Source organism: Corynebacterium sp. HMSC073D01 (genome assembly GCF_001815555.1).
GTDB lineage: Bacteria > Actinomycetota > Actinomycetes > Mycobacteriales > Mycobacteriaceae > Corynebacterium > Corynebacterium glucuronolyticum.
Map to the genome: position 1 here is coordinate 78,415 of NZ_KV821031.1, position 24,309 is coordinate 102,723.

General features: G+C 58.7%; 19 protein-coding genes. 12 read left to right on the forward strand and 7 right to left on the reverse strand.

Annotated features, from left to right (window positions below; genetic code table 11):
• Positions 1-30 precede the first annotated feature (30 nt).
• The gene (locus tag HMPREF3044_RS04495; protein WP_210400523.1) at positions 31-1,539 is read right to left on the reverse strand and encodes a dolichyl-phosphate-mannose--protein mannosyltransferase; all 1,509 of its coding nucleotides are present in this window, start codon (positions 1,537-1,539) and stop codon (positions 31-33) included.
• A 24-nt stretch (positions 1,540-1,563) separates the two neighbouring features.
• Here HMPREF3044_RS04495 and rsmI point away from each other — a divergent pair, with 24 nt between their 5' ends.
• From rsmI to metG, 3 genes are all read left to right on the forward strand, one after another.
• Positions 1,564-2,460, forward strand: coding sequence for a 16S rRNA (cytidine(1402)-2'-O)-methyltransferase (rsmI, locus tag HMPREF3044_RS04500; RefSeq protein WP_070739610.1), 897 nt, complete (start codon positions 1,564-1,566; stop codon positions 2,458-2,460).
• Between the two features lie 196 nt (positions 2,461-2,656).
• Complete coding sequence (locus HMPREF3044_RS04505; protein ID WP_005395818.1) at positions 2,657-4,561, forward strand: BCCT family transporter; 1,905 nt, start codon at positions 2,657-2,659, stop codon at positions 4,559-4,561.
• Between the two features lie 187 nt (positions 4,562-4,748).
• Positions 4,749-6,575: a methionine--tRNA ligase gene (metG, locus tag HMPREF3044_RS04510; RefSeq protein ID WP_005391805.1), complete on the forward strand. Its 1,827-nt coding sequence runs from the start codon at positions 4,749-4,751 to the stop codon at positions 6,573-6,575.
• A 160-nt stretch (positions 6,576-6,735) separates the two neighbouring features.
• Here metG and HMPREF3044_RS04515 read toward each other — a convergent pair whose 3' ends face one another.
• Entirely contained in the window at positions 6,736-7,221 is a 486-nt protein-coding gene (locus HMPREF3044_RS04515; protein ID WP_005395820.1) for a GNAT family N-acetyltransferase, read from the reverse strand.
• Between the two features lie 196 nt (positions 7,222-7,417).
• On the opposite strand from HMPREF3044_RS04515, the gene HMPREF3044_RS04520 reads away from it, so the two are divergent.
• The 8 genes from HMPREF3044_RS04520 (at position 7,418) to HMPREF3044_RS04555 (ending at position 16,322) form a co-directional block, all read left to right on the forward strand.
• On the forward strand, positions 7,418-8,278 hold the full coding sequence (locus HMPREF3044_RS04520) for a TatD family hydrolase (RefSeq protein ID WP_005391808.1): 861 nt from the start codon (positions 7,418-7,420) through the stop codon (positions 8,276-8,278).
• A 244-nt stretch (positions 8,279-8,522) separates the two neighbouring features.
• Positions 8,523-9,650, forward strand: a complete 1,128-nt coding sequence (locus tag HMPREF3044_RS04525) for a resuscitation-promoting factor (RefSeq protein WP_005391810.1) — start codon at positions 8,523-8,525, stop codon at positions 9,648-9,650.
• Between the two features lie 32 nt (positions 9,651-9,682).
• Positions 9,683-10,543: a 16S rRNA (adenine(1518)-N(6)/adenine(1519)-N(6))-dimethyltransferase RsmA gene (rsmA, locus tag HMPREF3044_RS04530; RefSeq protein ID WP_005391812.1), complete on the forward strand. Its 861-nt coding sequence runs from the start codon at positions 9,683-9,685 to the stop codon at positions 10,541-10,543.
• The gene (locus HMPREF3044_RS04535; RefSeq protein ID WP_005391813.1) at positions 10,537-11,451 is read left to right on the forward strand and encodes a 4-(cytidine 5'-diphospho)-2-C-methyl-D-erythritol kinase; all 915 of its coding nucleotides are present in this window, start codon (positions 10,537-10,539) and stop codon (positions 11,449-11,451) included. Before rsmA ends, HMPREF3044_RS04535 begins: the two co-directional genes overlap by 7 nt.
• Entirely contained in the window at positions 11,444-13,243 is a 1,800-nt protein-coding gene (locus tag HMPREF3044_RS04540) for an ABC-F family ATP-binding cassette domain-containing protein (RefSeq protein WP_005391815.1), read from the forward strand. Before HMPREF3044_RS04535 ends, HMPREF3044_RS04540 begins: the two co-directional genes overlap by 8 nt.
• A 45-nt stretch (positions 13,244-13,288) precedes the next feature.
• Complete coding sequence (locus HMPREF3044_RS04545) at positions 13,289-13,612, forward strand: putative quinol monooxygenase (RefSeq protein ID WP_005391817.1); 324 nt, start codon at positions 13,289-13,291, stop codon at positions 13,610-13,612.
• 65 nt (positions 13,613-13,677) lie between these two features.
• Complete coding sequence (locus HMPREF3044_RS04550) at positions 13,678-14,739, forward strand: 3-hydroxyisobutyryl-CoA hydrolase (protein ID WP_070739613.1); 1,062 nt, start codon at positions 13,678-13,680, stop codon at positions 14,737-14,739.
• A 581-nt stretch (positions 14,740-15,320) separates the two neighbouring features.
• The gene (locus tag HMPREF3044_RS04555) at positions 15,321-16,322 is read left to right on the forward strand and encodes a hypothetical protein (protein ID WP_232621873.1); all 1,002 of its coding nucleotides are present in this window, start codon (positions 15,321-15,323) and stop codon (positions 16,320-16,322) included.
• An 88-nt stretch (positions 16,323-16,410) separates the two neighbouring features.
• Here the strand turns inward: HMPREF3044_RS04555 and HMPREF3044_RS04560 are convergent, their stop codons facing one another.
• From HMPREF3044_RS04560 to HMPREF3044_RS04570, 3 genes are all read right to left on the reverse strand, one after another.
• On the reverse strand, positions 16,411-17,505 hold the full coding sequence (locus HMPREF3044_RS04560) for a DUF6882 domain-containing protein (RefSeq protein ID WP_232621872.1): 1,095 nt from the start codon (positions 17,503-17,505) through the stop codon (positions 16,411-16,413).
• A gap of 30 nt (positions 17,506-17,535) precedes the next feature.
• On the reverse strand, positions 17,536-18,141 hold the full coding sequence (locus HMPREF3044_RS04565; RefSeq protein WP_005391828.1) for a TetR/AcrR family transcriptional regulator: 606 nt from the start codon (positions 18,139-18,141) through the stop codon (positions 17,536-17,538).
• 98 nt (positions 18,142-18,239) lie between these two features.
• On the reverse strand, positions 18,240-19,877 hold the full coding sequence (locus tag HMPREF3044_RS04570) for a peptide chain release factor 3 (protein WP_005391829.1): 1,638 nt from the start codon (positions 19,875-19,877) through the stop codon (positions 18,240-18,242).
• Between the two features lie 168 nt (positions 19,878-20,045).
• Here HMPREF3044_RS04570 and HMPREF3044_RS04575 point away from each other — a divergent pair, with 168 nt between their 5' ends.
• Positions 20,046-21,512, forward strand: coding sequence for a C4-dicarboxylate transporter DctA (locus tag HMPREF3044_RS04575; RefSeq protein ID WP_005391830.1), 1,467 nt, complete (start codon positions 20,046-20,048; stop codon positions 21,510-21,512).
• A 168-nt stretch (positions 21,513-21,680) separates the two neighbouring features.
• On the opposite strand, the gene HMPREF3044_RS04580 is transcribed toward HMPREF3044_RS04575, so the two are convergent.
• Together HMPREF3044_RS04580 and HMPREF3044_RS04585 are read right to left on the reverse strand one after the other, a co-directional pair.
• On the reverse strand, positions 21,681-22,322 hold the full coding sequence (locus HMPREF3044_RS04580) for a 50S ribosomal protein L25/general stress protein Ctc (protein WP_005395833.1): 642 nt from the start codon (positions 22,320-22,322) through the stop codon (positions 21,681-21,683).
• A gap of 164 nt (positions 22,323-22,486) precedes the next feature.
• On the reverse strand, positions 22,487-24,136 hold the full coding sequence (locus HMPREF3044_RS04585) for a phytoene desaturase family protein (protein ID WP_005395835.1): 1,650 nt from the start codon (positions 24,134-24,136) through the stop codon (positions 22,487-22,489).
• Between the last annotated feature and the right edge of the window lie 173 nt (positions 24,137-24,309).

The following is a 24,309-nucleotide window of genomic DNA, read 5'->3' on the forward strand; positions in this document are numbered from 1 at the left end:
TCCTGCGGATCCGCATCATAGAAATCGGAATCAGCGCCAGCTGGGGAGCATCATGATGGCGTCATAGAGGCCGGAGGGGATGAGCAGTCCGTAGAGGATGGGCGAGAACCAGACAAAGCTTGCTGCGACGGCAGTGAGATAGCCCGTAACGATCCAGTGTCCCCAGGTTTTCCACCTGTCTAGTTGGGAGAGAATGAGCGCGAATCCAACGAGAACGAAGGGGATCATCGGGACAGCGTAGAAGAAGTACATCTGGCGGTCGAATACGACGAGCCAGGGGAGAAACGCCGCTGCAAAGCCGATGAGAGGAACGGAAAAACGTAGATCTCGTCGCGTGATGAGCATCCAGAGGCACCATAGGATCCCCGGAACGATAAGCCACCAAATAATGGGCGTGCCGAAGAGATAAATCATGGTTTTGCACGAGTCGTCGACGTAGCAGTCATCATAACTGCCCGATGAATATAGGACTGGACGGGCAGCCACGAGCCACGACCAGGGCTTAGAATCCCACGGGTGGGAGTGACCACCGGAACTAGTTAGGGAGCTGTGAAACTCGAGGACTTCTTTGTGGTAGTAAAAGAAATTTAAGAGGGCCGGAGGAAGGGGAAGCGATGATTCAAAGTCTCCCGCTTCCAGTGAGTGCCTGAAGACACCTGTCTCGGACGCGAACCAAGAACGCCAGGACCACAGGTATAGCGCAACCGGCAGAATGACAATGCTGGCGAACGCCGGGAAGGCATCACGGAGCAACGCTCCGACGAGGGGCTTCTCCACACCGAACGTACGTCGGCGGTACCAATCTAATGCGACCGCATAGAGGCCGAAGAACGCCATGAAGTAGAGCCCACTCCACTTTACGGAAACGGCGGCACCGAGACAGATTCCGGATGCGAAACGCCACCAGCGAAATCCAAGTCGCGGACCCAAGCCCGCTGTATCCATGCGCATGTCGTACATTCGTCGACACATCTGTTGATGGTCGAGGACAAGGAAGTACAGAGCGGCAACAACGAAGGTAGCGAGGAAAATATCGAGCATTCCGAAGCGGGAACTGACGAGGAGCACACCGTCGAAAAGCCCCAAGACTCCGGCATAGGCACCAGCGACCCGAGAGGAAGAGATGTCACGAGCTAGAAGATAAAGGAGCGCGATCATTGCTACACCGAACAGGGCTACCATTGTGCGCCAGCCCCAGGGCGAATAACCGAACACCGCCTCACTCATCGCCATGATGCGTTTTGATAGCGGTGGGTGAACGACGAGGCCGAACCCAGGATTGGCCTCAATGCCGGGTTGGAGGAAACCGGAACTCTTTAAGATCTCCCACGCCTGCGGAGCGTAGTGCTTTTCATCGAACACGGGGGTGCCACCATCGGTGGCCGCGCCCAACCCAAAGAACCGAGTGAAAAACCCTAGCGCCACGAGGACACCGAGGTTCCACCAATCCTGCTTTGACCACGGTAAACGCCGTGCAGGGGGGAGCGGCGTGCGTGGGTGAACATGGCTCACAGGGGTCGGGGCTACTGCTGTACTCACGCACCTAACTATAAGGTATGGGATATGGAGAATCAGGAGTATGGCGAGCACACCGAACGAAACAGTCACGCGACGGCCGTCGCGCTGCCACGCACGGGAGTGATACTGGCAGCAACACCGTTGGGGAATCTTGGAGATGCGTCACCAAGACTTGTCTATGCACTCGAAACTGCTGACGTTGTCGCGGCTGAAGACACGCGTCGCACGCGTCAGCTGGCTAACGCCCTCGGCGTCACTATCCATGGCCGTATCATCTCCAACTTCGACCACAACGAGGAAGGAAGAGTCAAAGAGTTGCTTGAACACGCGCGCACGGGGACAGTCCTGGTTGTTACGGATGCTGGTATGCCGAGCGTAAGCGATCCCGGTTTTCCCCTGGTCGATCGTGCCCACGATGAGGGAATCTCCGTGACCTGCCTGCCCGGGCCATCTGCGGTTCCGACGGCACTTGCGCTATCGGGGCTGCGGGTCGGTACTTTCTGCTTCGACGGTTTCGCACCACGCAAGGACGGCGCGCGGCGGGAGTGGCTTGAGGATGTGGCGACCCAAAAGCGTGCGACATGCTTCTTTGAATCTCCGCATCGCTTGGCTGCGACGCTAGCTTTGGCAGCTGAGCTCGTTGGACCGACGCGTCGCGCCGCCGTCACCCGTGAACTGACAAAAATGCACGAGGAGGTTCGCCGGGGCAGCCTGGAGGAACTCGCTAGGTGGGCGAAAGACGGCGTGCGCGGGGAAATCACCGTTGTCATCGAGGGAGCAACAGCTGAAGAACAAGCGGTGGCACTGGAGGACCTTGTACCCCTAGTCCTGGCTGCTGTGAAAAATGGTGAGCGGATGAAGACCGCTGCAAAGCGTATAGCATCCGAGCATGGGCAGAGCACGAAGAAGCTTTACGATGCCTGCGTGGCAGCCCGCGGTTAGAGTACTCCTCATGGGTATAACCAGCGGGTTTTTATCGGGAAAGTTATATATTTGTTGTAATTTCGTGCGAAAAATGCTTTTCACGAGGTGATTTTCACATTACGGATTGGTAACGAAATCTGTTTGTGCTGGTCATAAATCTGCCGTTTTAACCATAAAATTTGGGTGAAGGGGTCACGTCACCAACCATATAGGTATGGAAGAAACTTCGGACAACCGCGAAAAGGAAAGAGGTAACTCGTCAGTTCGAGAAGGAACGCACGAGGATACACCGCGCACGACGCAAGAGGCATCCTCCACGGCCACAGCTGTGGAGGGAGCACAGAAAGACGGACATGATGAGGCTCCCAAACGCTCGGCGACGAGCGAGCTAGCCTCTATGCTCAGCCATGAAGGCACCTACGAGGACCCGACGCAGTTGGGTCTCGAGGATGATGATGAACCGGATCGTCCTCTTAACTGGAGTGTTATCGCTCCCGCAGGAATCGCTGTATTAGCGGTCGTGTGTTGGGGCCTGTTCGCTCCCGATCACTTCGCTAATTTTGCTACCACCACTCTGGAGTGGATTGTAGATAAATTCGGTTGGGCCTTCGTTTTGTTTACCACCGTGTTTGTCGGTTTCGCGTTGGCTATCGGATTTTCCAAATTCGGGTCGATCAAACTCGGACGAGACGACGAACAACCAGAATTTTCCACTCCCTCGTGGATTGCCATGATGTTCGCCGCGGGGATGGGCATTGGCCTCATGTTCTACGGCACAACCGAGCCGTTGACGTTCTTCCGTGACGGTGTGCCCGGGCACGATTCCGGGAACATGCGGCAGGCTTTCGCTTCGACGCTCTTCCACTGGACGCTTCACCCGTGGGCTATCTACTCCATCGTGGGGCTGTCCATCGCCTACATCACATTCCGGCGGGGTAAGAAGCAACTTTTGTCTGCCGCTTTCATCCCCCTAATCGGTGAGAAAGCTGCCGAGGGATGGCTTGGAAAGCTCATCGATATCCTCGCGATCTTCGCCACTGTTTTCGGTACCGCCTGTTCCCTCGGCCTGGGTGCCTTGCAAATCGGTGCAGGTCTCCAGAAGTCCGGGATTATCTCTGAACCAAACGCTAAGATCACGTTGATTGTTGTCCTTGTTCTAACCGCGTGCTTCCTCGTCTCTGCTATGAGTGGTGTGGGTAAGGGCATCCAGTATCTGTCCAACGCCAATATGGTTCTTGCTGGTCTGCTCGCTCTCTTCGTTTTCGTCGCAGGACCGACGGTAGCGATTTTGAACACGATCCCGCTGGCTCTGGGGAGCTACCTCGACTCCTTCTTTGAGATGGCTGCCCGTACGGCCAACACCGCTGGTGGGGATGCGGCCGAGTGGCTGTCCGGGTGGACGATCTTCTACTGGGCGTGGTGGATTTCGTGGTCCCCGTTTGTCGGTATGTTCCTGGCTCGTATTTCCCGTGGCCGCACGGTTCGCGAGTTCATTATTGGTGTCATGGCGGTGCCCGCAGCTGTGTCCCTGGTCTGGTTCTGTATTTTCGGTGGAACCGCCATCAAGCTCGAACAGCTTGGACGCTCCATCTGGGGCGACGGCGCGGCTGAGTCCCAACTTTTTGATCTTCTTCATTCCTTCCCGTTGGGAAACATCGTCGGGGTTGTGGCTATGGTTCTCCTTGCTACATTCTTCATCACCTCGGCGGATTCGGCTTCCACAGTGATGGGATCGATGAGCCAGAACGGGCAGTCGGACGCAAACCGATGGGTTACGGCCACCTGGGGTGTGCTGACGGCAGCCATTGGTCTGGTATTGCTCATCTCCGGTGGTGACGATGCGCTGAATAATCTGCAAAACGTGACGATTATTGCAGCCAGCCCATTCCTCCTCGTTCTTATCGGGCTCATGGCAGCCATCGTTAAGGGCTTAGCTAACGACCCGAATTACTTGGATATCAAATCTCAGCGGAAGTTCGCTATGCGTCTTGCGCGCGAGCGTCGGCTGCACAGAGAAAACCAGCGTCGTTTGCACCGTGCGCAGCGTAACCCGCTTATGCCTAAGGTGCGGGGTACGAAGACCGTCATTAACGAGGAGCCACGCCGCTACTCCTCTTAGACATACGGTGCAGGGGTTTTCACCATGGAAGCTGTCTTCTTGAACCTTCACCCGGTGAAAAAGCGCGTAGTTTCGCCGTGGCGGTGCCCTGAGAATGTGGCCTTTCTAGCCCCGATCCTGTCCTAAAAGGGCAGGATCGGGGCTTCCGTGTTCGTGTCGCGGAGAGTAATCCTCTAAGGTAAATGCCATGAATAATGTGCTCGTGAATGTAGCGTGGCCGTACGCCAACGGCCCGCGTCATATTGGCCACGTGGCAGGCTTCGGCGTGCCCTCCGACGTTTTTGCCCGTTACCAGCGAATGCGTGGCGAGAACGTGCTCATGGTGTCCGGTACCGACGAGCACGGCACCCCGCTCCTCGTTCAAGCGGACAAGGAGGGCACGACTGTTCAGGAACTCGCAACGCGCTACAACGAACAGATCGTCCACGATCTGGCAGGTTTGGGGCTTACCTACGATCTCTTTACCCGCACGACGACGCGCAATCACTACGCGGTTGTTCAGGAGCTTTTCGACGGGCTGTACAAGAACGGTTACCTCATCAAGCAGACCACGAAGGGGGCAATTTCTCCGTCCACAGGCCGCACCCTGCCGGACCGCTACATTGAAGGCACATGCCCGATCTGTGGGGCCAGCGGTGCGCGCGGCGATCAGTGCGACAACTGTGGTAACCAGCTTGACCCGGTCGATCTCATCGATCCGGTAAGCAAGATCAACGGTGAAACCCCGAAGTTTGTGGAGACCGAGCACTTCATGCTCGATCTCCCTGCCGTGGCAGATGCCCTGGCGGAGTGGCTCAAAGGGCGTGAGGACTGGCGCCCGAATGTGCTCAAGTTCTCCCTCAACCTGCTCGAGGATATCCGCCCGCGCGCAATTTCCCGCGATATTGACTGGGGCGTGCCGATCCCGGTCGAGGGGTGGCAGGATGACCACGCGAAGAAGCTTTACGTGTGGTTCGATGCCGTCGTCGGCTACCTGTCCGCCTCCATCGAGTGGGCGCACCGTTCCGGTAACCCTGAGGCCTGGCGCGACTTCTGGAACGACCCGGAAACCCGGTCCTACTACTTCATGGGTAAGGACAACATCACCTTCCACTCGCAGATTTGGCCGTCGATGCTCCTCGGCTATGCGGGGAAGGGGGCTCACGGTGGCGAGGTCTATGAGCTCGGTGAGTTGAACCTTCCCACCGAGGTCGTCTCCAGCGAGTACCTGACGATGAGTGGTTCCAAGTTCTCCTCGTCCAAGGGCATCGTCATCTACGTGAAGGACTTTTTGGAAGAGTTCGGACCGGATCCACTCCGTTATTTCATTTCCGTGGCCGGACCGGAAACGAACGACACGGACTTCACCTGGGAGGAATTCGTCCGCCGTGTGAATAACGAGTTGGCGAACTCCTGGGGCAACCTGGTGAACCGCACCGTGTCTATGGCGTACAAGAACTTCGGCGAGGTGCCACAGCCAGGCGAGCTGACGGATGCTGATCGCGCCCTGCTTTCCCTGGCTGAAGAGGCCTTCGACATCGTCGGCGACCACCTCAATAACTCCCGCTTCAAGCAGGGGATTAACCATGCCATGCACGTGGTGGGCGAAGCTAACGCCTACATCGCTGAGATGGAACCGTGGAAACTGGCCAAGGACGAGTCCCAGCGGGAGCGCCTAGCTACTGTTCTGTGGGTAGCGCTGCAGGTGGTGAGCGATTGCAACACACTGCTCACCCCGTACCTTCCGCACATCGCCCAGCAGGTCCACGAGACCTTGGGACGCACCGGTGAGTGGGCCGCTCGCCCGCAGATCGTCGAGGTTACCGACGATTCTCCGCGCCCGATCAAGGGTGTCGACCTCCCGCCGGAGGGGCGTCATTACCTCACCATCCAGGGTGACTACACCAAGCAGCAGGCTGTCTGGAAGCGTATTGACATGCAGGCTGGCGTGGCACTGTCCAAGCCGAAGCCGCTTGTGCAGAAGCTAGATGCCAAGCTCGGTGAAACCGGCCCCGAGTGGGCACCTGTGAACTAGAGCCCGCCCCACGCTGGTCCCCGGCTCGTTGGTCTAGACGCTTAGGCCACCCGCGTGCGCAGTTTTGTTCAGCCGCGTGCGCAGTTTTGTTCAGCCACGTGCGCGGTTTTGTTCAGCCGCGTGCGTGGCTCTGTTCGGTCGCATTCTGGGGTTAGCGCGGCTAGCAGGCCCTTTCGAGGATTGTGACATCAAGCCAGCGTCCACATTTGTAGCCAACCTCTGTGAGCCTCCCTTTCTCCTCAAAACCGTGCCTGCGGTGGAGGGCGAGGGAGGCTTCGTTTGTCGATTCGATCCATACCACCATGCGGTGCACATCAGGATTGGCCTCTGCGTGTGCGATGAGAGTCTGAAGTAATCCGGTTCCGATGCCTGCTCCTTGGTTTCCGGGAAGGACGTAAACCGAGTTCTCTACCGTGTGGCGGTAACCGGTGAGCACGCGAAACGGCCCATATGAGGCGTAGCCAATGACTTCGCCGTCGACATCGGCAACGAAAACCACAGGTTCCTCGGCAAGCCACCGTGTGCGGTTGGCGACGGTGACCGGGGTGTTGTCGAAAAGCGCCGTCGATTCCTCGGCTGCCCAATTTCGGATGCGGGCGAGGGCGGGTGCGTCTGAAGCTAGCGCGAGGCGAATAAGCATTGTCATTAGTTTCCCACACATGGCTTCGTACGTATCTGCAGGCTAGCATCCGCAGGCTAGTTTTCGGGTGCATTTCCCAGGTGCGTGTTCACGGCACGTGCGAGCGAGGGGAGCTGAGGAGGGGGAAGCGGGAGAAAGACGCGGGAGAAAGACGCGGGAGGGAGAACACGTCGGAAAGCCGGTGTGACTAGAGTGTGTAGGCATGTCTCGAAAGAAGCCCCGTCCCTTTCCCGTGCCCCACGACCCCATCGCCGGAATCAGCGACGCGCACACCCACCTCTGGTCGTGTGGCGCCCGCGATGCCGAGGCGGTGCGACAGTTCGTACGTCGCGCGCAGGACGCCGGGGTGGAAAAGCTCGTTACTGTCGGTGATGACCTCGCAGAAAGCGAGGCCGTGGTCGAGCAAGCGACATGGGATCCGGCGGTGTACGCCGCCTGCGCGATCCATCCGACAAAGGCAAACGAGCTTGACCAGAACACGCGCCAACGTCTTCGGGAACTCGTCGCGCACCCGCAGTGTGTCGCAGTGGGAGAGACCGGCTTGGATTACTACTGGCTGGAACACGAGCCGGACACCACAGCAAGCAAAGAGCAGCAAGAAGAGGCGTTGCGCTTCCATATCGACCTTGCAGTCGAATCAGGCAAGACGCTGATGATTCACAACCGTGAGGGGGATACCGACCTCCTGCGAATCCTTGCCGATGCGCCGAAACCTCGTTACGTGCAACTCCACTGTTTTTCCTCCCCACTGGCGGTAGCGGAGGAAGCGCTTAGCCGCGGATACATCCTCAGCTTCGCAGGTAACGTGACATTCAAACGCAACGAGGAGCTGCGCGAAGCAGCCCGGATCGCTCCTGCCGGTCAGATTCTCATTGAGACGGATGCCCCGTATATGACGCCGGAACCCTTCCGTGGCGGGAAGAATGAGCCCTCGCTCATCGGCCATACCTTTGCGCGTGTTGCGGAGGTGCGTGGAGAGGAGCCCGAGGAACTCGCAACGCACGTCTCCCGCACCTTCGATGCCATCTTTGGACTCTCCAAGAAGCAACATTTACCACACTAGTAACAGTGGTAAATGTTACTGGACAAAACCGCCATTGTTACCTTATCGTTACATTCATTACTATCGTTACTGTCACGTTCGTTACTATCGTCGCACTGACGTTTCGTGGTGCCGTTGCGGAGAGTTCGCACGCGGTACCGCACAGCACGCCGGTGAGAAAGGCTGTTCAATGACTTCGCACGAGGGCAACGGTTCTTCGCTGTACACCTCTAAAAGCTCCCGCCATAGTCGCGTCAGGCGACGCTTGAACGAATCCACCTATGCGCGCCCGGTAAAGATTGCGGCCGGTGGTGTTCTGGCTACTGTCGTTGCCGGTGGCGTGTTTGCCGTAGGGAACACGAAGACTATAACCCTCGATATCGATGGTCAATCCACCGAACTTTCGACGATGTCTGCCTCGGTTGGCGATGCCCTTCAGTCAGTCGGCTTCGAAGCGAAGGACTCCGACCTTGTTTCTCCTTCGCCCGCCGATAAGCTTGTCGACGGCACCCATATCACCGTCCGCTCGGCCAAACCGGTCGCCCTCGTTGTCGACGGCGTGCAGCACGAGGTCACCTCCAACGCGCTCACCGTGAGCGAGCTTCTCCAGCACTTCAACGACGGTGAGAAGGCGAGCATCACGAAGGCCGCCAAGATTTCCTCCAGCCCTGAGCAGGTCATTCCCGCCGGTGGCTTCACCGTCAAGGTGACCAACCCGAAGATCGTGTCTGTCGATGACGCGGGCAGGGTTGTGTACGATTCCATCGCCGCCGAGACTGTTGGTGACGTACTCGAAAAGCGCGGCATTTCCCTCGGTGCCGAAGACGTTGTTACACCCTCCGTGGACACACCACTGAAGGACGTATCCTCGATCAAGGTTGATCGCGTGCGTACTAGCAACGTCATCTCTGATGAGGAGTACACCGCAGAACCTACCTACACCGAAGACCCGGAGTCCCCCGAGGGTGAGGAGACGGAAGTTTCTCCCGCAGAGCCCGGCCGTAAGACCGTGACGAGGAAGATCGTTTTCGTCAACGGCCAGGAAGTTTCCAATGAGGTGTTGCAGGAAACCGTCACCGCGCCGTCGACCGGCGCCGTCATAGCCCGTGGCACGAAGAAGGCCCCGGCAGCTGCATCCGTTGCTGCCGGCTCAGTATGGGATTCCATCGCACAGTGCGAATCCGGTGGAAACTGGGCGATTAGCACAGGCAACGGCTACTACGGCGGTTTGCAGTTTAATGTCGGCACGTGGAGCGCCTACGGCGGCGGCGAGTACGCCCCCACAGCAAACCTCGCCACCCGTGACCAGCAGATTGCTATCGCTCAGAAGGTACAGGCGGCACAAGGCTGGGGTGCCTGGCCCGCGTGCACCGCATCCCTTGGTATTCGCTAGTCGCACCAGACGGGGCTACCATGTGTAGCGATATGAACGATTCACCTCGCCTCCTAGGTCCCGCCGAGATCCGCGCGCTCGCCGCGCAGTTGGACATCGTCCCCACAAAGAAACTGGGGCAGAACTTCCTGCACGATCCCAACACTGTGCGGATGATTGTTGCTGCAGCAGGCCTCGAACCAGATGACCGCGTCATCGAGGTGGGGCCAGGGCTCGGTTCGCTCACCCTTGGCCTTGTCGGAGAGGTTTCCGCTGTCACTGCGGTGGAAATCGACCGGCGCCTAGCCGAACAGCTCCCCAAGACCGTCGCCGATCACGCGCCGGGGTGCGCCGAGCGACTGTCAGTGGTGAACGCGGATGCGCTCGCCGTCACTAGGGAAGCCTTCGGAGAGGCGGAGCCCACAGCCATTGTCGCCAACCTTCCCTATAACGTCGCCGTGCCCGTGCTCCTGCACCTCCTGCGCACGGTGCCGAGCATTCGTCGCGTACTTGTGATGGTGCAGGAAGAGGTCGCTGATCGGCTGTCTGCCAGCCCCGGAACAAAAATCTACGGCGTGCCTAGCGTCAAGGCCAGCTACTTCGGCGAGGTAAAGAAAGCCGGCACAGTGGGCAAACACGTCTTTTGGCCGGCGCCGAACGTCTCCTCCGGACTCGTCCGCATCGACTGCTTCGAGTCCAACCCGTGGGGCGTGTCGCCCGAGGCGCTCTTTCCGCTTGTCGACGCCGCCTTCGCCCAGCGCCGCAAGACTCTCCGCGCGGCCCTCGGCAGCTTTTTCGGCGGCGCGGACCGCGCTGAGGCGATTCTGACGGCTGCGGGCATCGACCCACGACAGCGCGGGGAAAAACTCGGTGTCGACGAATTCGTTCGCATTGCCAAGGAGGCAGCGTGCTAGAGACAGCGACGGCCACAGCACCCGGCAAAGTTAACCTCTTCCTGGAGACAGCAGCGCCCCGACCGGACGGGTACCACGAGCTAACGACGGTCTTCCAGGCTACGGCCCTACAAGAGTCAGTCACTGTGACGCGGGCCGAAGAGATGCGGATCACCGTGTCCGGCCTCGATGCCGACTGCGTGCCCACGGACAGCTCGAACCTCGTCTGGAAAGTGGCTGAGAATGTGCTTCCCAGCACTCCTGTCCATCTGCACATCGTCAAGGCGATTCCCACAGCCGGTGGCATGGCAGGTGGGTCTGCCGATGCCGCAGCAGCCCTCGTTGCGTGCAATGCTCTTCGCGAGCATCCTCTGGGTATCGATGAGCTGGACACCATCGCCGCACGCCTTGGCTCAGACATTAATTTTGTGCTCCACGGCGGGACAGCGCTCGGTTCCGGGCGCGGCGAAATCCTCACGCCAGTCCCGTTTACCGGTATCCTGTGGTGGGTTTTCGCAACCCAAGGCCAGGGCCTTTCTACTCCGGCCGTGTTCACAGAGCACGATCGCGCCGGTGCGTGGGGTCATCCCCACAGCGTCCAGCCCCTCGTTCATGCCCTGAAAGCAGGAGCCTCAGCTAGCGATCTCGCGCCGTTGCTTTTCAACCGTTTGCAGGATGCCGCACTGTCGCTGCGGCCAGAGCTTGCACGCACGCTGTTCGCGGGCGAGGACGCTGGCGCCCTACGCGGGATTGTCAGCGGTTCCGGCCCCACCTGCGCGTTTCTCTGTGCAGATGAGCAGCAAGCGAGCGCAGTCGCGCGGGCACTAGAAACAAGTGGAACCTGCCGACACACCGTAACGACGACGACAACCGCACCCGGGGCCGTCGACAAGCTACAGACAAGCTACAGAAAGGACAACCGTGGTTAACCTCATAAACCTGGAGAAAGTCTCGCAGTCCTTCGGGTTGAAAACATTGCTAGACAATGTCTCCTTGGGGGTTAACTCCGGTGATCGCGTCGGCATCGTCGGGCTCAACGGTGGCGGCAAATCCACCCTAATCAACGTCCTGTCCGGCCGTCTTGAGCCGGATTCCGGGCGCGTCAGCCACATGCAGGACCTGCGCCTGGCGGTCGTCACCCAGGCACCCGATCTGGACGAGGAAGCCTCGATCGCGGACAACGTCATCGGCCCTCTCGGCCTGCAAACCCACGAATGGGCCTCAAACCCGCGCGTGCGAAATGTCCTCTCCGGTCTCGGCATCACCGAGCTCGGCCTGGACACGCGCGTCAGTGACCTTTCTGGTGGTGAGAAGCGCCGCACGTCGCTTGCCGCCGCACTTGTGCGTGACCTCGACATCATCATCCTCGACGAGCCCACCAACCACCTCGACGTGGAGGGAGTGGAGTGGCTCGCTAGCTACCTCCTGTCTACCGACATGGCGGTCGTGGTCGTCACCCACGATCGTTGGTTCCTCGATACCGTTGCCAACTACACGTGGGAGGTCCACGACGGCACCGTCGACGTGTACGAGGGCGGCTATAACGATTGGACTTTTGCCCGCGCCGAACGCGCCCGCCAAGCAGATGCCAACGAGCAGCGTCGCCAGAACTTGGCCCGCAAGGAACTCGCTTGGCTGCGCCGTGGTGCCCCCGCCCGCACCTCCAAACCCCGCTACCGCATTGAGGCAGCAGAGGCACTGATCAAGAACGTGCCGCCGCCCCGCGATACCGTGGAGCTTTTGAGCTTTGCCAAACGCCGACAGGGCAAGGTCGTGGTGGAACTCGAGGATGCCACCATCTCAACCCCCGACGGCCGGCCACTGGTGGAGAAGCTCACCTGGCGCCTCGCGCCCGGCGAGCGCATCGGTCTCGTCGGTGTCAACGGCAGCGGCAAGACGACGCTCCTCAAGGCCCTGGCAGGAGAACGACCTCTGGATAAGGGGCGGCGTATTGAGGGCAAGACAACGCATATCGGTTGGTTGCGCCAGGAACTCGATGACCTCGATGAGAACCAGCGGGTCATCGACTCCATCGCCGACGTGAAAAACTACATCACCGTCGGCGACAAGGAAATTTCTGCCTCACAGCTCGCCGAACGTTTGGGATTCAGCCCCAAGCGGCAACGCACTCCCGTCCGGGATCTTTCCGGTGGTGAGCGCCGCCGACTGCAGCTCACCCGCGTCCTCATGAGTGAGCCGAACATGCTCATCCTCGACGAGCCCACCAATGACCTGGACATCGACACGCTGCAGGAACTCGAGGACATCCTCGATTCGTGGGCGGGAACCCTCGTTGTTGTCTCTCACGACCGGTACCTGATCGAACGCGTCGCCGATTCCACGTGGGCGCTCTTCGGCGACGGCACACTGACCAACCTGCCCGGTGGCATCGACGAGTACCTGGCCAGGCGCAAGGAGAGTGGCGCGAGCCAGCACGCGCGTGGGTCCGCGGGTAGCAGCGAGCATGCGTCCACGGAAGAGGACCCCGATAAGCTCAGCGGCGCGGAATTCCACGCCTTGTCCAAGAAGATGAGCTCCCTTGAGCGCAAAATCTCCAAACTGGATGCCGAACTGGGCAGCATCGACGCGAAACTTGCGGAGGCAAGCGCCAGCGCTGATACCGATACCGTCATCGAGCTCGCGGAAAAGCGCAATGGGGTAGCCGCTGAAAAAGACGCGCTGGAAGAGGAGTGGTTGGAGCTCGGCGAGCAGCTGGACTAGCGGGAGAAGTGGCGAGAATCTCGGTTCCTCGTTAGGCTGGGCTGCATGATTTTGATCAACGTAAAGTACAAGGTAAAGCCGGAATTCAAGGACAACTTCCGCGAGCTCGTCGCGGATTTCACCAACGCCACCCTCGCCGAAGACGGCAACTTGTTCTTCGAGTGGTTCCGCTCCACCGATGAGGACGATGTCTACATCCTCGTTGAGGGATTCAAGGACGACGCTGCCGAAGCACACGTCAAGTCCGACCACTTTGTCAAGGCCTGCGACGACATCCCGCAGTACTTGGTAGAGACCCCGACCATCATAAACACCCTCATCCCTGGCAAGACCGAGTGGGATGAGATGGCCGAATTCCAGGTCAAGTAGCGAACGCACGCACACCGGCTGCAACGATTTCGTTGCAGCCGGATTTTTTATGCCACACTTGATGTATGACTGACTCCGCATTTGCCACCGAGTACGTGAAGACTTCCACCCTGCATACGACAGGCATCATTGAGCTGGATCGGCCCCGTGCCCTCAACTCCCTTAACGTGGACATGTTTGGTGCCATCGACGAGGCCCTGGAGAAGTGGGCTTCGGATGATCGAGTCCACCGCATCATCATTAGATCCACCAACCCAAAGGCGTTTTGCGCGGGCGGGGATATGAAGCTTTTCCGTGAACATGCCGTCAACGGGGACCACGATTTTGGCGATTACGGCCTTGCCCGTGAGTATGACATGAACGAACTCATCGCCCATTACGCGAAGCCAATTGTCGCGCTCATCGACGGCATCTGCATGGGCGGTGGCCTGGGAATTTCCGTCCACGGCTCCCACCGGGTCATCACCGAAAAAGGCTGGATGAGCATGCCAGAGATGGCCATCGGATTCGCCCCTGACACCGGAGTGACGTATATGACGCAGCGGATGGCAGGGGAGTACGGGCCGAGCTCCGCGTTGGCTGCTTTTATCGGCCTTACAGGCTACCGCATGACTCCTGCCGATTGCCTTTGGAGCGGCCTTGCCACGGATTTCGTGCGCTCGGAAGACCTGGACAGCTTCGCGGAGATGGTGATCTCTGAGTCGCTTGATGAGGCGCGGGAACGCTACGTGGACAATGATGCCGCCGGTACGTCTCGCGTGGCAGGGATGATTTCAGCGATCGAGGAGTGTTTCGCAGGGGACACGTGGGCGGACATCGACGCGGCATTGGACGCGCATGCCGATACCGAGTTTGTCGATTTCGTTCGTGATCTTCAGTCCAATGCCAACCCCGCCTCGCTTGTCGCCACCGCTGAGCTATACACCGCGAACAGGAGCGCCCGCGATATCCGGGAGGCACTCGACAATGAGTTCGCTGTGGGTGCCCTCCTTCGCCGTGAGCCGAACTTCCTCGAAGGCGTGCGCGCTGTCCTCGTGGACAAGGATCGCGATCCGCACTTTGACCCGTCGGCCACCGATACCGTTGACCCCACCCCCTACAGGGAGGCGCTTGGTATCCAGGCGTAGCCCTGGGAAAGCTAAACATCCGTAGGCAGTGCGCCTGCGCACCTGGGATCCCCAACACCAGGGGATCCCAGACAGTGGAGTTCCAGATAACGAGATAATCGGATCACGGGGGATACAGTTTGCGGGGGAGAGATAGTTTGCGGGGGCAGACGGATTACGAGGGGAGACGGAACGCAAAGTCCTGGTTTCCCTGGGGCCCGTGGCATGCCTTTCGACGGGCGGTCCGTCCCTTACCGCCCAGCTGTGCCCGAGAACGCCCCGTGCCCGGATTGGAGAACAACAATCTTCAATCTGCGCGTGAAAGATCTCCCCGAGCGATGGGGATCCCAGCGAGACGAACGAAGTGGAGGTAGCCGTGAACTGCAGCGGGTATCTCCCCTCCAGCGGTACGCAATGTTTCGCTATGGTTTCGGCCAGCTGGATGCCAGGTAGAAGTTTGATAACGATTACATCATTTTCGCACTCTGCCCATGACGTGCGGATTTTAGACATGTAGACTGGGGCACCGCGTATGAACGTGGATGAACGCATATGAAAAATAATCGACATGCTAGAAAAGCATGAAAAGGAGTGAGAAGCCTATGGCAGAAAACGAGTTCCCGGGAAGGCCGTCAGATTCGTACGGCCAATCCCCGTACGATCACACCCCTGAAGGCTTTGACACGCCGGACGACCGTGGAGCAGCCGGCACCGGTGCGTTCCCCGCGTACCCCGGCTCGGAAACGAGCGGTGGCGCGGGCGAATATCAGCCATTTACGTACACGGAGCCGGGCGAGGAACTCGTCCAATCTAATGGAACAGTGTCCCCGGTCGGCGCACTAGGCTTCGGCTTCTCCCGTTTCTTCAAGAACATTTTGCCGTGGCTTGGCATCATCATCGTGGCGGGGGCGTTCTCCGGCGGTTTCAATTTCATTCTTCAGCGAACGGGTGGTACCACCATTGGACTGTCCGTCTCAATGATCGTTAGCTTGTTCGTTTCTTGCGTCATGCTGACTGGCGCGCTGAAGAACGTAAACGCACCGAAGGTTTCCTTCGGCGAATTCTTCAAGGATGTCAATTGGCTGCCGATCATCGTAGTTTCGTTGGCGTCGAGCCTCGTCAACGGGTTCGTTACCGTAGGCGTGTTCTTCCTGTTGCCCGGGGCACGAAATTTTGTCGCGGCGGTACGAAACCTGGATCCGGCGCTTGTGGAGGCGGCGCAAAACACAACAGATACCAACGCAGCTACAGAGGCAATGATGACCATCCTAGAGTCCCTTCCGTGGGGCGGGATCATTTTCTCCGGCGTGATCGCTTTCCTCCTGGGCCTTCTGCTGCGGCCACTGCTTTCGTACTGGGTGTTCTACGCAGCCGACCACCGCGCAGGTATCGGCGGTGCGATCTCGCAGGGCTTCAATGATGGTCTAAAGAACTACAGCGCCGTGATCCTCTTTGAGATCCTCGCAGCTCTTGTCACCTTCGTTGTGTCCGTGTTCTCCCTCTTCATTCTCGCTGGCTTCATTGTGGCACCGATCATGATTGCTCGTGCCCTCGTCTACCGGCAGATGAGCAAGGGGCAGATCCCCGCAAGCGTTGTGCAGTAAACCTACATAGTTTTCATCCGCGCGGTTCACACTGAGTGAACTGCGCGGGTATTTTTATTGCTCCTGCTTGTTCTTCCTCTTCAGAGGACTACAACCCGGCTTCCTGCGGGTCGAAGAGGACAAGGCAAGACCTGTCCGAGTCGAGCGGAATCCACGCGTGGCCTAGCAGGCCGAACACATATTTTGTGACCTCCATCAGGTGAAGGTCATCGGCGGTCTTCTTGGGCATGGAGGCAGCAGTGAAAGGAACGAGCCCCTTGTCGTAGCCAAAGCTCCGGAGTTTCCCAGCCGCCGATCGTGGCACATTCGGGTCCGCCCACGCCCACGTCCACGTCCCTGCCGCCACCGTGGCGACGGGTAGACAGCGTGCCTGCCGATTGTGCGAAAAGGAAACGTGCGCGAAGTCAGGAGACAATAGTGGCGGGGTGTTCCCCATTGCCTGCATGAGACGCTGTTGGGCGTTGTCGCTGGGTTTTTTCGTCGTGGCGATCATCGCATCGAGGTTGTCGTCGCCCACGCCGACGATATGACCTGCGGGGTGGACGTGAACCTGCAGCTGCGTCGGGTTGCGGTGCAGGTAGGTTGCGAGTGCGCGGGTGGCATGAGCGGGGTTGTTCATGAGGTATGTGCCGGCGGCGAGGATTGCGTCGCGGGCGGAGGAGGGGATGCCGTTTGCGAGGACCACGATGGCGTCGGTGTCTGTTTGGGCCTCGTCGGTTGTCCATTTGTCGAGGGCTTTGCCGAGGGGCTTCCATACGCCACGGGATTCGGGGGTGGCAACGCGTGGCACGATGACGATGGGGCCGGCGTCGAATAGCGCGCAGGCGGCGGTGAATAGTGCGTCGTTGACGGGTTGCAGCTCCGTCGTGGTGAGTTCCGGTATACCGAGGCCCCGCTCTGCTACCTGTGGGCAGATCCACTGCATATCGTCGCCGCTGATGGTGGCGAGGGGAAGTGCGTCGTAGTCGGTGCTGCCATGATTGGTGGTGACGCGCAGGAGCCGTTCGTCGGGGCTGAGCTGGACCCCTACGACATGGTCGGCGGGGATTTTCCTCCCCGCGCGTGTGATGACCCCGTCTGCGATGACCTCATCGAGGCTGGTGGGTAGGGGTAATTGCTTGTCGACGCTTACCTGTGCCACTGGTTCCGGTTTGTTGTCTTCGTTCGGTACAAAGGTGCTCACCCGTTTAATAGTATCGAACAAGAACGAGTCTTAGGGGTGGGAAAGCCCGTACGTGGGATTTACACCATTGCGCAGAAGATCAAAGGTCCAGCGCACATTCTTGATAACGGCCCGTTTAGACAGGTTGGGATACTGGTACCCGGTGGCCTTGAGCCCTGCCTCGGCGGCGATGCTCAGGATGGTATAGCACTCGAATTCGGAGAGATCGGTAAGCGGGGTCAGCTGGTTGAGACCATCGGCCAGAACAGTAGACCAGACTTTGGTCGTCGTCCCGTAGTCGATAGTTTCCAGAATCTGCCCGAGGTGGTAGAGCGACAGGAGGGAACTAGGGGAGTTGAGATCCTCTTCCAGACCTTCGAGGACGATGGCCTCCACCGCGTTGATAATGGATTCCTCTTGCTTGATGTGCTCAATGAGCTTCTTCTTCAGCGCAGTGAGGTGGCTTTCCAGATACCACCGTAACGCTGAATCGCGTGACGGAAAGTAGTTATGGAATGTCCGTGGGGAAACGTCCGCAGCCGCCGTCACGCGTGCCACGGTGAGCTTATCAATGCCGTCGACAAGAGCAATCCTTACCGCACATTCGGCGATAAGCTCTTTGGTAGCCGCCTTCTTCGTCTCTCTCAAACCGTTCATAGCAATAAGCTAGTCTAGCCTTGAAAAATGAATTCGTAAACCAGGGACCATTGCCCGAGGTGGCGGGGTTAATTATAGAAGCAGCCTGTTTCAGTACTCTAATCCGCTACCAATGTTTCCAGTTCAAACTCAGGGTGCTCCTTTTCAATAAATTGGAGCCTCCACTTATCGCCGAACAAAGCTATGAGCTCCCCGTCCGTGCGAGTGAAGATCTCTACACCGCGCTGTTTACGTAGCTCCTCTGCCGTTTCCGGCGTGGTCTTACGAGCGACGGAATACGGGACCGGCTCGGTGACGGTCTCCACGTTGTATTCATTTTCCATGCGCGCCTGCATGACCTCGAACTGCATGGGCCCGACGGCGGCCATCACTGGGTTGGCATCGCCACGGGCATCGTTTTTGAGAATCTGCACGACCCCTTCGGAATCGAGCTGCTCCAAGCCCTTGCGGAACTGCTTGTACTTGCCAAGGGACTTGGCTCGGAGCGTGCAGAAATGCTCTGGAGCGAACTGGGGCATAGGCGGGAATTGGACCTTTTTACCCGCGTAGATTGTGTCGCCCGGGGCAAGCGAACCCGCGTTGACCAGACCGACGATATCGCCGGGGAAGGCGGATTCCACCGTCTCACGGGAACGGCCGAACACCGTCAATGCGTACTTGGTGGAAAAGCTCCGGCCGGACTGTGCGTGGGTGACCTGCATGCCACGTTCGAATTCGCCGGATACAACGCGCATGAACGCAAGAGTGTCGCGGTGTTTCTTATCCATGCCCGCCTGCACCTTGAATACGACGCCTGAGAAGGCATCGTCCACCTCGCGGGTCTCGTCCATCGCCGTCGTTGATTCCTCGATTGCTTGCGGATCGGAATCGCGGGGGTGGGGGCGCGGTGCCAATGAGCACAGAGCGTCAAGGATCTGGTGGACACCAAAGTTCAGCATCGCCGAGGCGAAGATCATTGGAGACGTGGTGCAGTCAAGGAATAGCTCTTCGTCGTGGATAGCACCGTCCATGGCCAAAAGCTCTGCTTCCTCGACGGCACGCGACCAGTCCACTGGTTCCTTCTCGGCCGCCTCGTTGGGGGAGTAGTGCTCCTCGGGAGCGATCGTTGAACCACCAGCTGTGCGCAGAAAGTGAATGTATTCCTCGGGTTCGCCGTCGAGAGACAGGCGCGCCAATCCCTTGAAGTCGCCGGCCTCGCCAACGGGCCAAAACAGCGGCGTCGGTTGGAGCCCGATTTCCTCGACAATTTCGTCGACAAGCTCGAGCGGCTGCTTGCCTGGGCGGTCCCACTTGTTGACGACAGTAATAATCGGCAAACCGCGGGCCTTACACACGCGGAAGAGCTTGAGTGTCTGGGGCTCGAGTCCCTTCGCGCCGTCGATGAGCATAACTGCAGCATCAACCGCAGTTAGAACACGGTAAGTGTCCTCGGAGAAATCTGCGTGGCCCGGTGTGTCCACGAGATTAATCATGTAGGGCTCGCCCTCGTACCCCTCCGGCTTGTACTCAAACTGCAGGGCGGAGGAGGCGATGGAGATACCACGATCTTTCTCCATCTCCATCCAGTCGCTCACCGTCGCCTTGCGGCCGGCCTTGCCGTGGACGGCACCGGCCTCGGCGATGACGTGGGCGTGGAGCGCGAGAGCCTCGGTAAGCGTGGACTTACCAGCGTCAGGGTGCGCAATGACGGCGAACGTGCGGCGACGGGATGCCTCGGACAGGATGGATTGATTCATGGGACATAAGGCTACCCGCATCGCAGCCTGCGGACAGAATCACCTCTGAGACGTAGATGATCATCGGAATGGGTGGTGTGAAAGCGGGGTTAACCAAAGGTAAATTCATGTACTTTGCTGTGTGATCGTGCTTACAATTAACGAACACGAAGAATAGGAAGGAATGCGATGACACAGGTATCGCAAGCGGATTCGCACAAGGTGGATATCGAGGACTACGTCTCCGACTCACCGCAGATTCCGAAGGAAAAAGAGGCACCGAAGGATCGAACCCACTGGCTGTACATCGGCGTTATCGTGGCTGTCGTCGGAGGCATCGCTCTGGGCCTCATTGCCCCTGATATTGCGACTGGCTTCAAGCCACTCGGAACGCTGTTTATCAAGCTCATCACAATGATCATTCCGCCGATCATCTTCTGCACCATCGTGCTGGGGATCGGTTCGGTGCGTGCAGCAGCTAGTGTCGGCAAAGCCGGTGGCCTTGCCCTCATCTACTTCATCACAATGTCCACTTTCGCTCTCGCAGTTGGGCTTGTTGTGGGCAATATCATCGAGCCCGGGTCCGGAATGAAGATCGAGCCGAGTGAGGAAGCAATCAGAGCTGCTGAAGAAAAGGCAGCATCCGGGGAGTCCAGCAGTGGGCTGTGGGGAATGATCTCCGATATTATCCCCGACACGATGTTCTCGGCATTCACTTCTGGGTCCGTGCTGCAGGTGCTGTTCATCGCGCTTATGTTCGGGTTCGCCGTGCAGTCGATGGGGCAGGCTGGACAACCCATTTTGAACTTCGTCGGGCATCTGCAGAAAGTTGTGTTCAAGCTCTTGACCATGATCCTGTGGCTCGCTCCCGTCGGCGCGTTCGGTGCTATGGCCGGTGTTGTCGGCTCGACTGGCCTCAAAGCCGTGGGCCAGCTCGCGATCTTGATGTTTGCCTTCTACCTCACGTGTTTCCTGTTCATCTTCGGCGTGCTCGGCACAGTGTTGTATGCCTTCACGCGACAGAACATTTTCCGGCTGGCAAAGTACCTTGCCCGCGAGTACCTACTCATCGTGGCGACAGCATCGTCTGAGTCTGCGCTTCCGAATCTCATGCGCAAGATGGAGCACGCCGGAGTTGATCGAGCCACCGTCGGCATCGTTGTACCTACTGGTTATTCCTTCAACCTCGACGGCACAGCCATCTACCTCACGATGAGTGCTATCTTCATTGCCGATGCTATGCACACTCCCATGGCTCTCGGAGATCAGATTGGTTTGTTGGTTTTTATGATCATCGCTTCTAAGGGCGCCGCTGGTGTGGCAGGCGCCGGCATCGCTGTCCTTTCAGCAGGACTTCAGTCGCACTCTCCGCAGCTCTTGTCCGGTGTTCCTGTGCTACTTGGCATCGACAAGTTCATGGGTGAGGCTCGAGCTCTGACCAACTTCTCCGGTAACGCGGTTGCCACCATTCTCGTTGGCAAGTGGACTGGAACCGTCGATATGGATCGCGTCCACGACGTACTGACCGGCAAGATTCCGTACAAGGCAACGGATGAGGATTCGCAGGTAGACATGCGCCGCCCCGATGTGGAGAACCCCGCAACGCACACGCTGGCACCTACTCCTCAGGTCAACCTCAAACACTACGAGAAGTAATCTGTAGCCTCTAACACGTTATAGACACTGCGGGCCGGGGACACTCACTGTGGTCCCCGGCCCGTTTATTCGCTTAAACCCTTTTTGTGCCTCTGCGGCACATTTCGCTACATAAACCCAAAAACCGGGCACCGTGTGGGTGCCCGGTTTTGCGAAAAGAGAGAAGAATTACTCTTCGCCCTCGGCAGGAGCCTCGGCAGCAGCTTCGCCCTCGGCAACAGCTTCGCCCTCGGCAGCAGCCTCTTCCTCTTCCGGCTCCTCTTCCTGCGGCTCAACGATATTGATGATGAGGAGGTCGTCCTCGTCAACAAGCGTAGCGCCATCCTCGAGCACGATGTCGGCGGCGGTGATCTGGGAACCGATCTCCAGGCCCTCGACGGAAACAGTGAGCTCATCCGGAATGGACAGCACGTCGGACTCGATACGGAGGGTATCGACCTCCTGGAATACGAGTGCGCCAGGTGCAGGCTCGCCCTCGTAGACAACCGGAACCTCGACCTCAACCTTCTCGCCACGCTTAATGGCGAGGAGGTCAACGTGGTCGATCTCGAGGGAGAGAACGTTCTGGTCGATGTGCTTGATCAGGGTGAGGTGCTTCTCGCCCTCGATGTCAACATCGACGACGGCGTTGGTGCCGTGGTTGCGGACGATAGAGGTGAGGTCAAGACGGTCGGTAGTGAAGTGTACCGGCTCGGTGTCCTTGGAGTAGATCACGCCGGGGACGAGGCCTGCGCGACGTGCGCGGCGGGCGGCACCCTTACCAAATTCGTTGCGGGGATTGGCGGAAAGATCCAGGGCCTTGTTTGCCATGAAAAAGTCTCCTTAAAAGTCGTAGATGTGTACCATCTCCGCGAGGAATGAAAAAACCTGCGAAGACATTCTCGTCGAGTCTTCGCAGGTTACATACTCTGCTCATCGCGTCGATAACGGCTGTACAATGCAGCCCTCGCCGAGACGAGCGAAATTCTACCACACTACCAGCGGCGGACAAACTCCCTGACGCGGTTGACGCCGTTGACCACTTTGTCGGAGATTCGATCCTGGATGGAATCTCCGAGCAGATGTTCAGACAGGTGCCACCCGGACAAGCCGTTCAAACCGCCGCCCGGCCACGTCGCCGCACCAATCATGTACAGGTTCTTCACCGGAGTCTTGTACGTCGAGCCACCAAGCCACGGGCGGAACAGGAACATCTGGCGGATGTGGTGGGAACCACCGACCGAGTCGCCACGCACGAGGTTCGGGTTGTGGCGCTGTAGATCGAGGGGGGAGCGTACGTCGCGGGCGATGATGTGGTCTTTCAACCCCGGTGCGTACTCTTCCAGCTTGTCGACGACGCGGTCGGCGTAGGCCTCCTTCATCTCGTCCCACGTGCCTGGGGTGATTTCTCCCTTGGCATCGCTGGTCGGCTCGAATGGAAGGCAGCGAACCTGGACCCACAGGACATGTGTGCCCTCGGGCGCGCGCGTCGGATCGGTTGCTGTCGGTTGACCGACGATGAGCGTGGGGCTGTCCGGAAGGATGCCCTGGATTGCCTGCGTGTACGTGCGTGACATGTCATCCACGTACGGGCCGATGTGGACATATTGGAAGTCCTGGATCTCCTCACCGGCAGCCCACGGTGCGGGCGCGTCGAGTGCAAGGTGAACCATCATCGTCGCGGGTCCGTACTGGTAGCGGGCGGCCTTTGAGCGCACGTTGTGATCGATTGCGCTGGACTTGCCTAGCAGCTCGTTGTAAAGGGCATTGGGGCCAGTGCCGGCGATGACCGCTTCGCGAGCCTCAATGATGTCGCCATTAGCAAGCTTGACACCCGTTGCCTTTTGGCCGTCGGTGAGCACTTCTACGACCTCGGCATCAGTGGTGACCACGCCACCGAACTCCTTGATGAGTGCAACCATGGCCTTGATGAGGTTCTGGGCGCCGCCCTTAGCCAGCGTCATGCCGTTTTCCATGTCCGCGAAGGTTTCCATGAAGGGGAACATGGCACCGGCGGATACCTCCGGACCGTAGTCCATGTGGAGGCCCCACGTGGAGATGAGAGCCTTCATCTCTTGCGAATGGAAGTACTGGTCACCGAGCTCGCGGGTGGAACTCAGGACGATCTGGGCGACTTCCATGAACTTATTGAAGCCTACCTTCGTCACTCCCGAAGTCAGAAGACTTACAGTTTCCGCCGTGGGCATCGGCGAGCTGTAGAGAGGGAACATGGCCTTATTGAAGATCTTGTACTCGCTGTACAACTCATCAAATCCACGAAGATCTTCCGGGGAATGCTCGCGCAGACCCGAGCGGGTCCTCTCGATGTCGCCGTAGACCTTAATTGCCTTCCCGTCGGGGAACACGTTGCAATACGGCTTGGTGGTGTGAGCAGCTTCGAAGCCCAGCTTCCGGAGCTCATCTTTCCACTTCTCGTAGCCGGGGTTAGCAAGAAACAGGTTCAGGTTCGTGGCGTACAGGTCCGCCTCGATGCCTTCGCCGAGGATCTCCGTGGACTGTAGCGCGCCGCCGACCTGATCGTTGCGCTCCAGCACTTGCACATCCCGGCCGGACTCCGCGAGGTTGGCCGCTGCCACCAGGGCGTTGATGCCACCACCGATAATTACAAAATCACGTGTTGTCATAGCACCAGACTACCAATGATTTTCTCCCAGCATCGGGGCTCTCAAAAAGCAACATACAGCCAAACCGGAGCAAAGAGAGGAATTCGCTAGTTGGAGGAAACCGCTAGTTGAAAGCGCCCGTTATCCACAGGTTTCAGAAATCTGTTTCAGAAACCTGTTTCAGAAACCTGTTT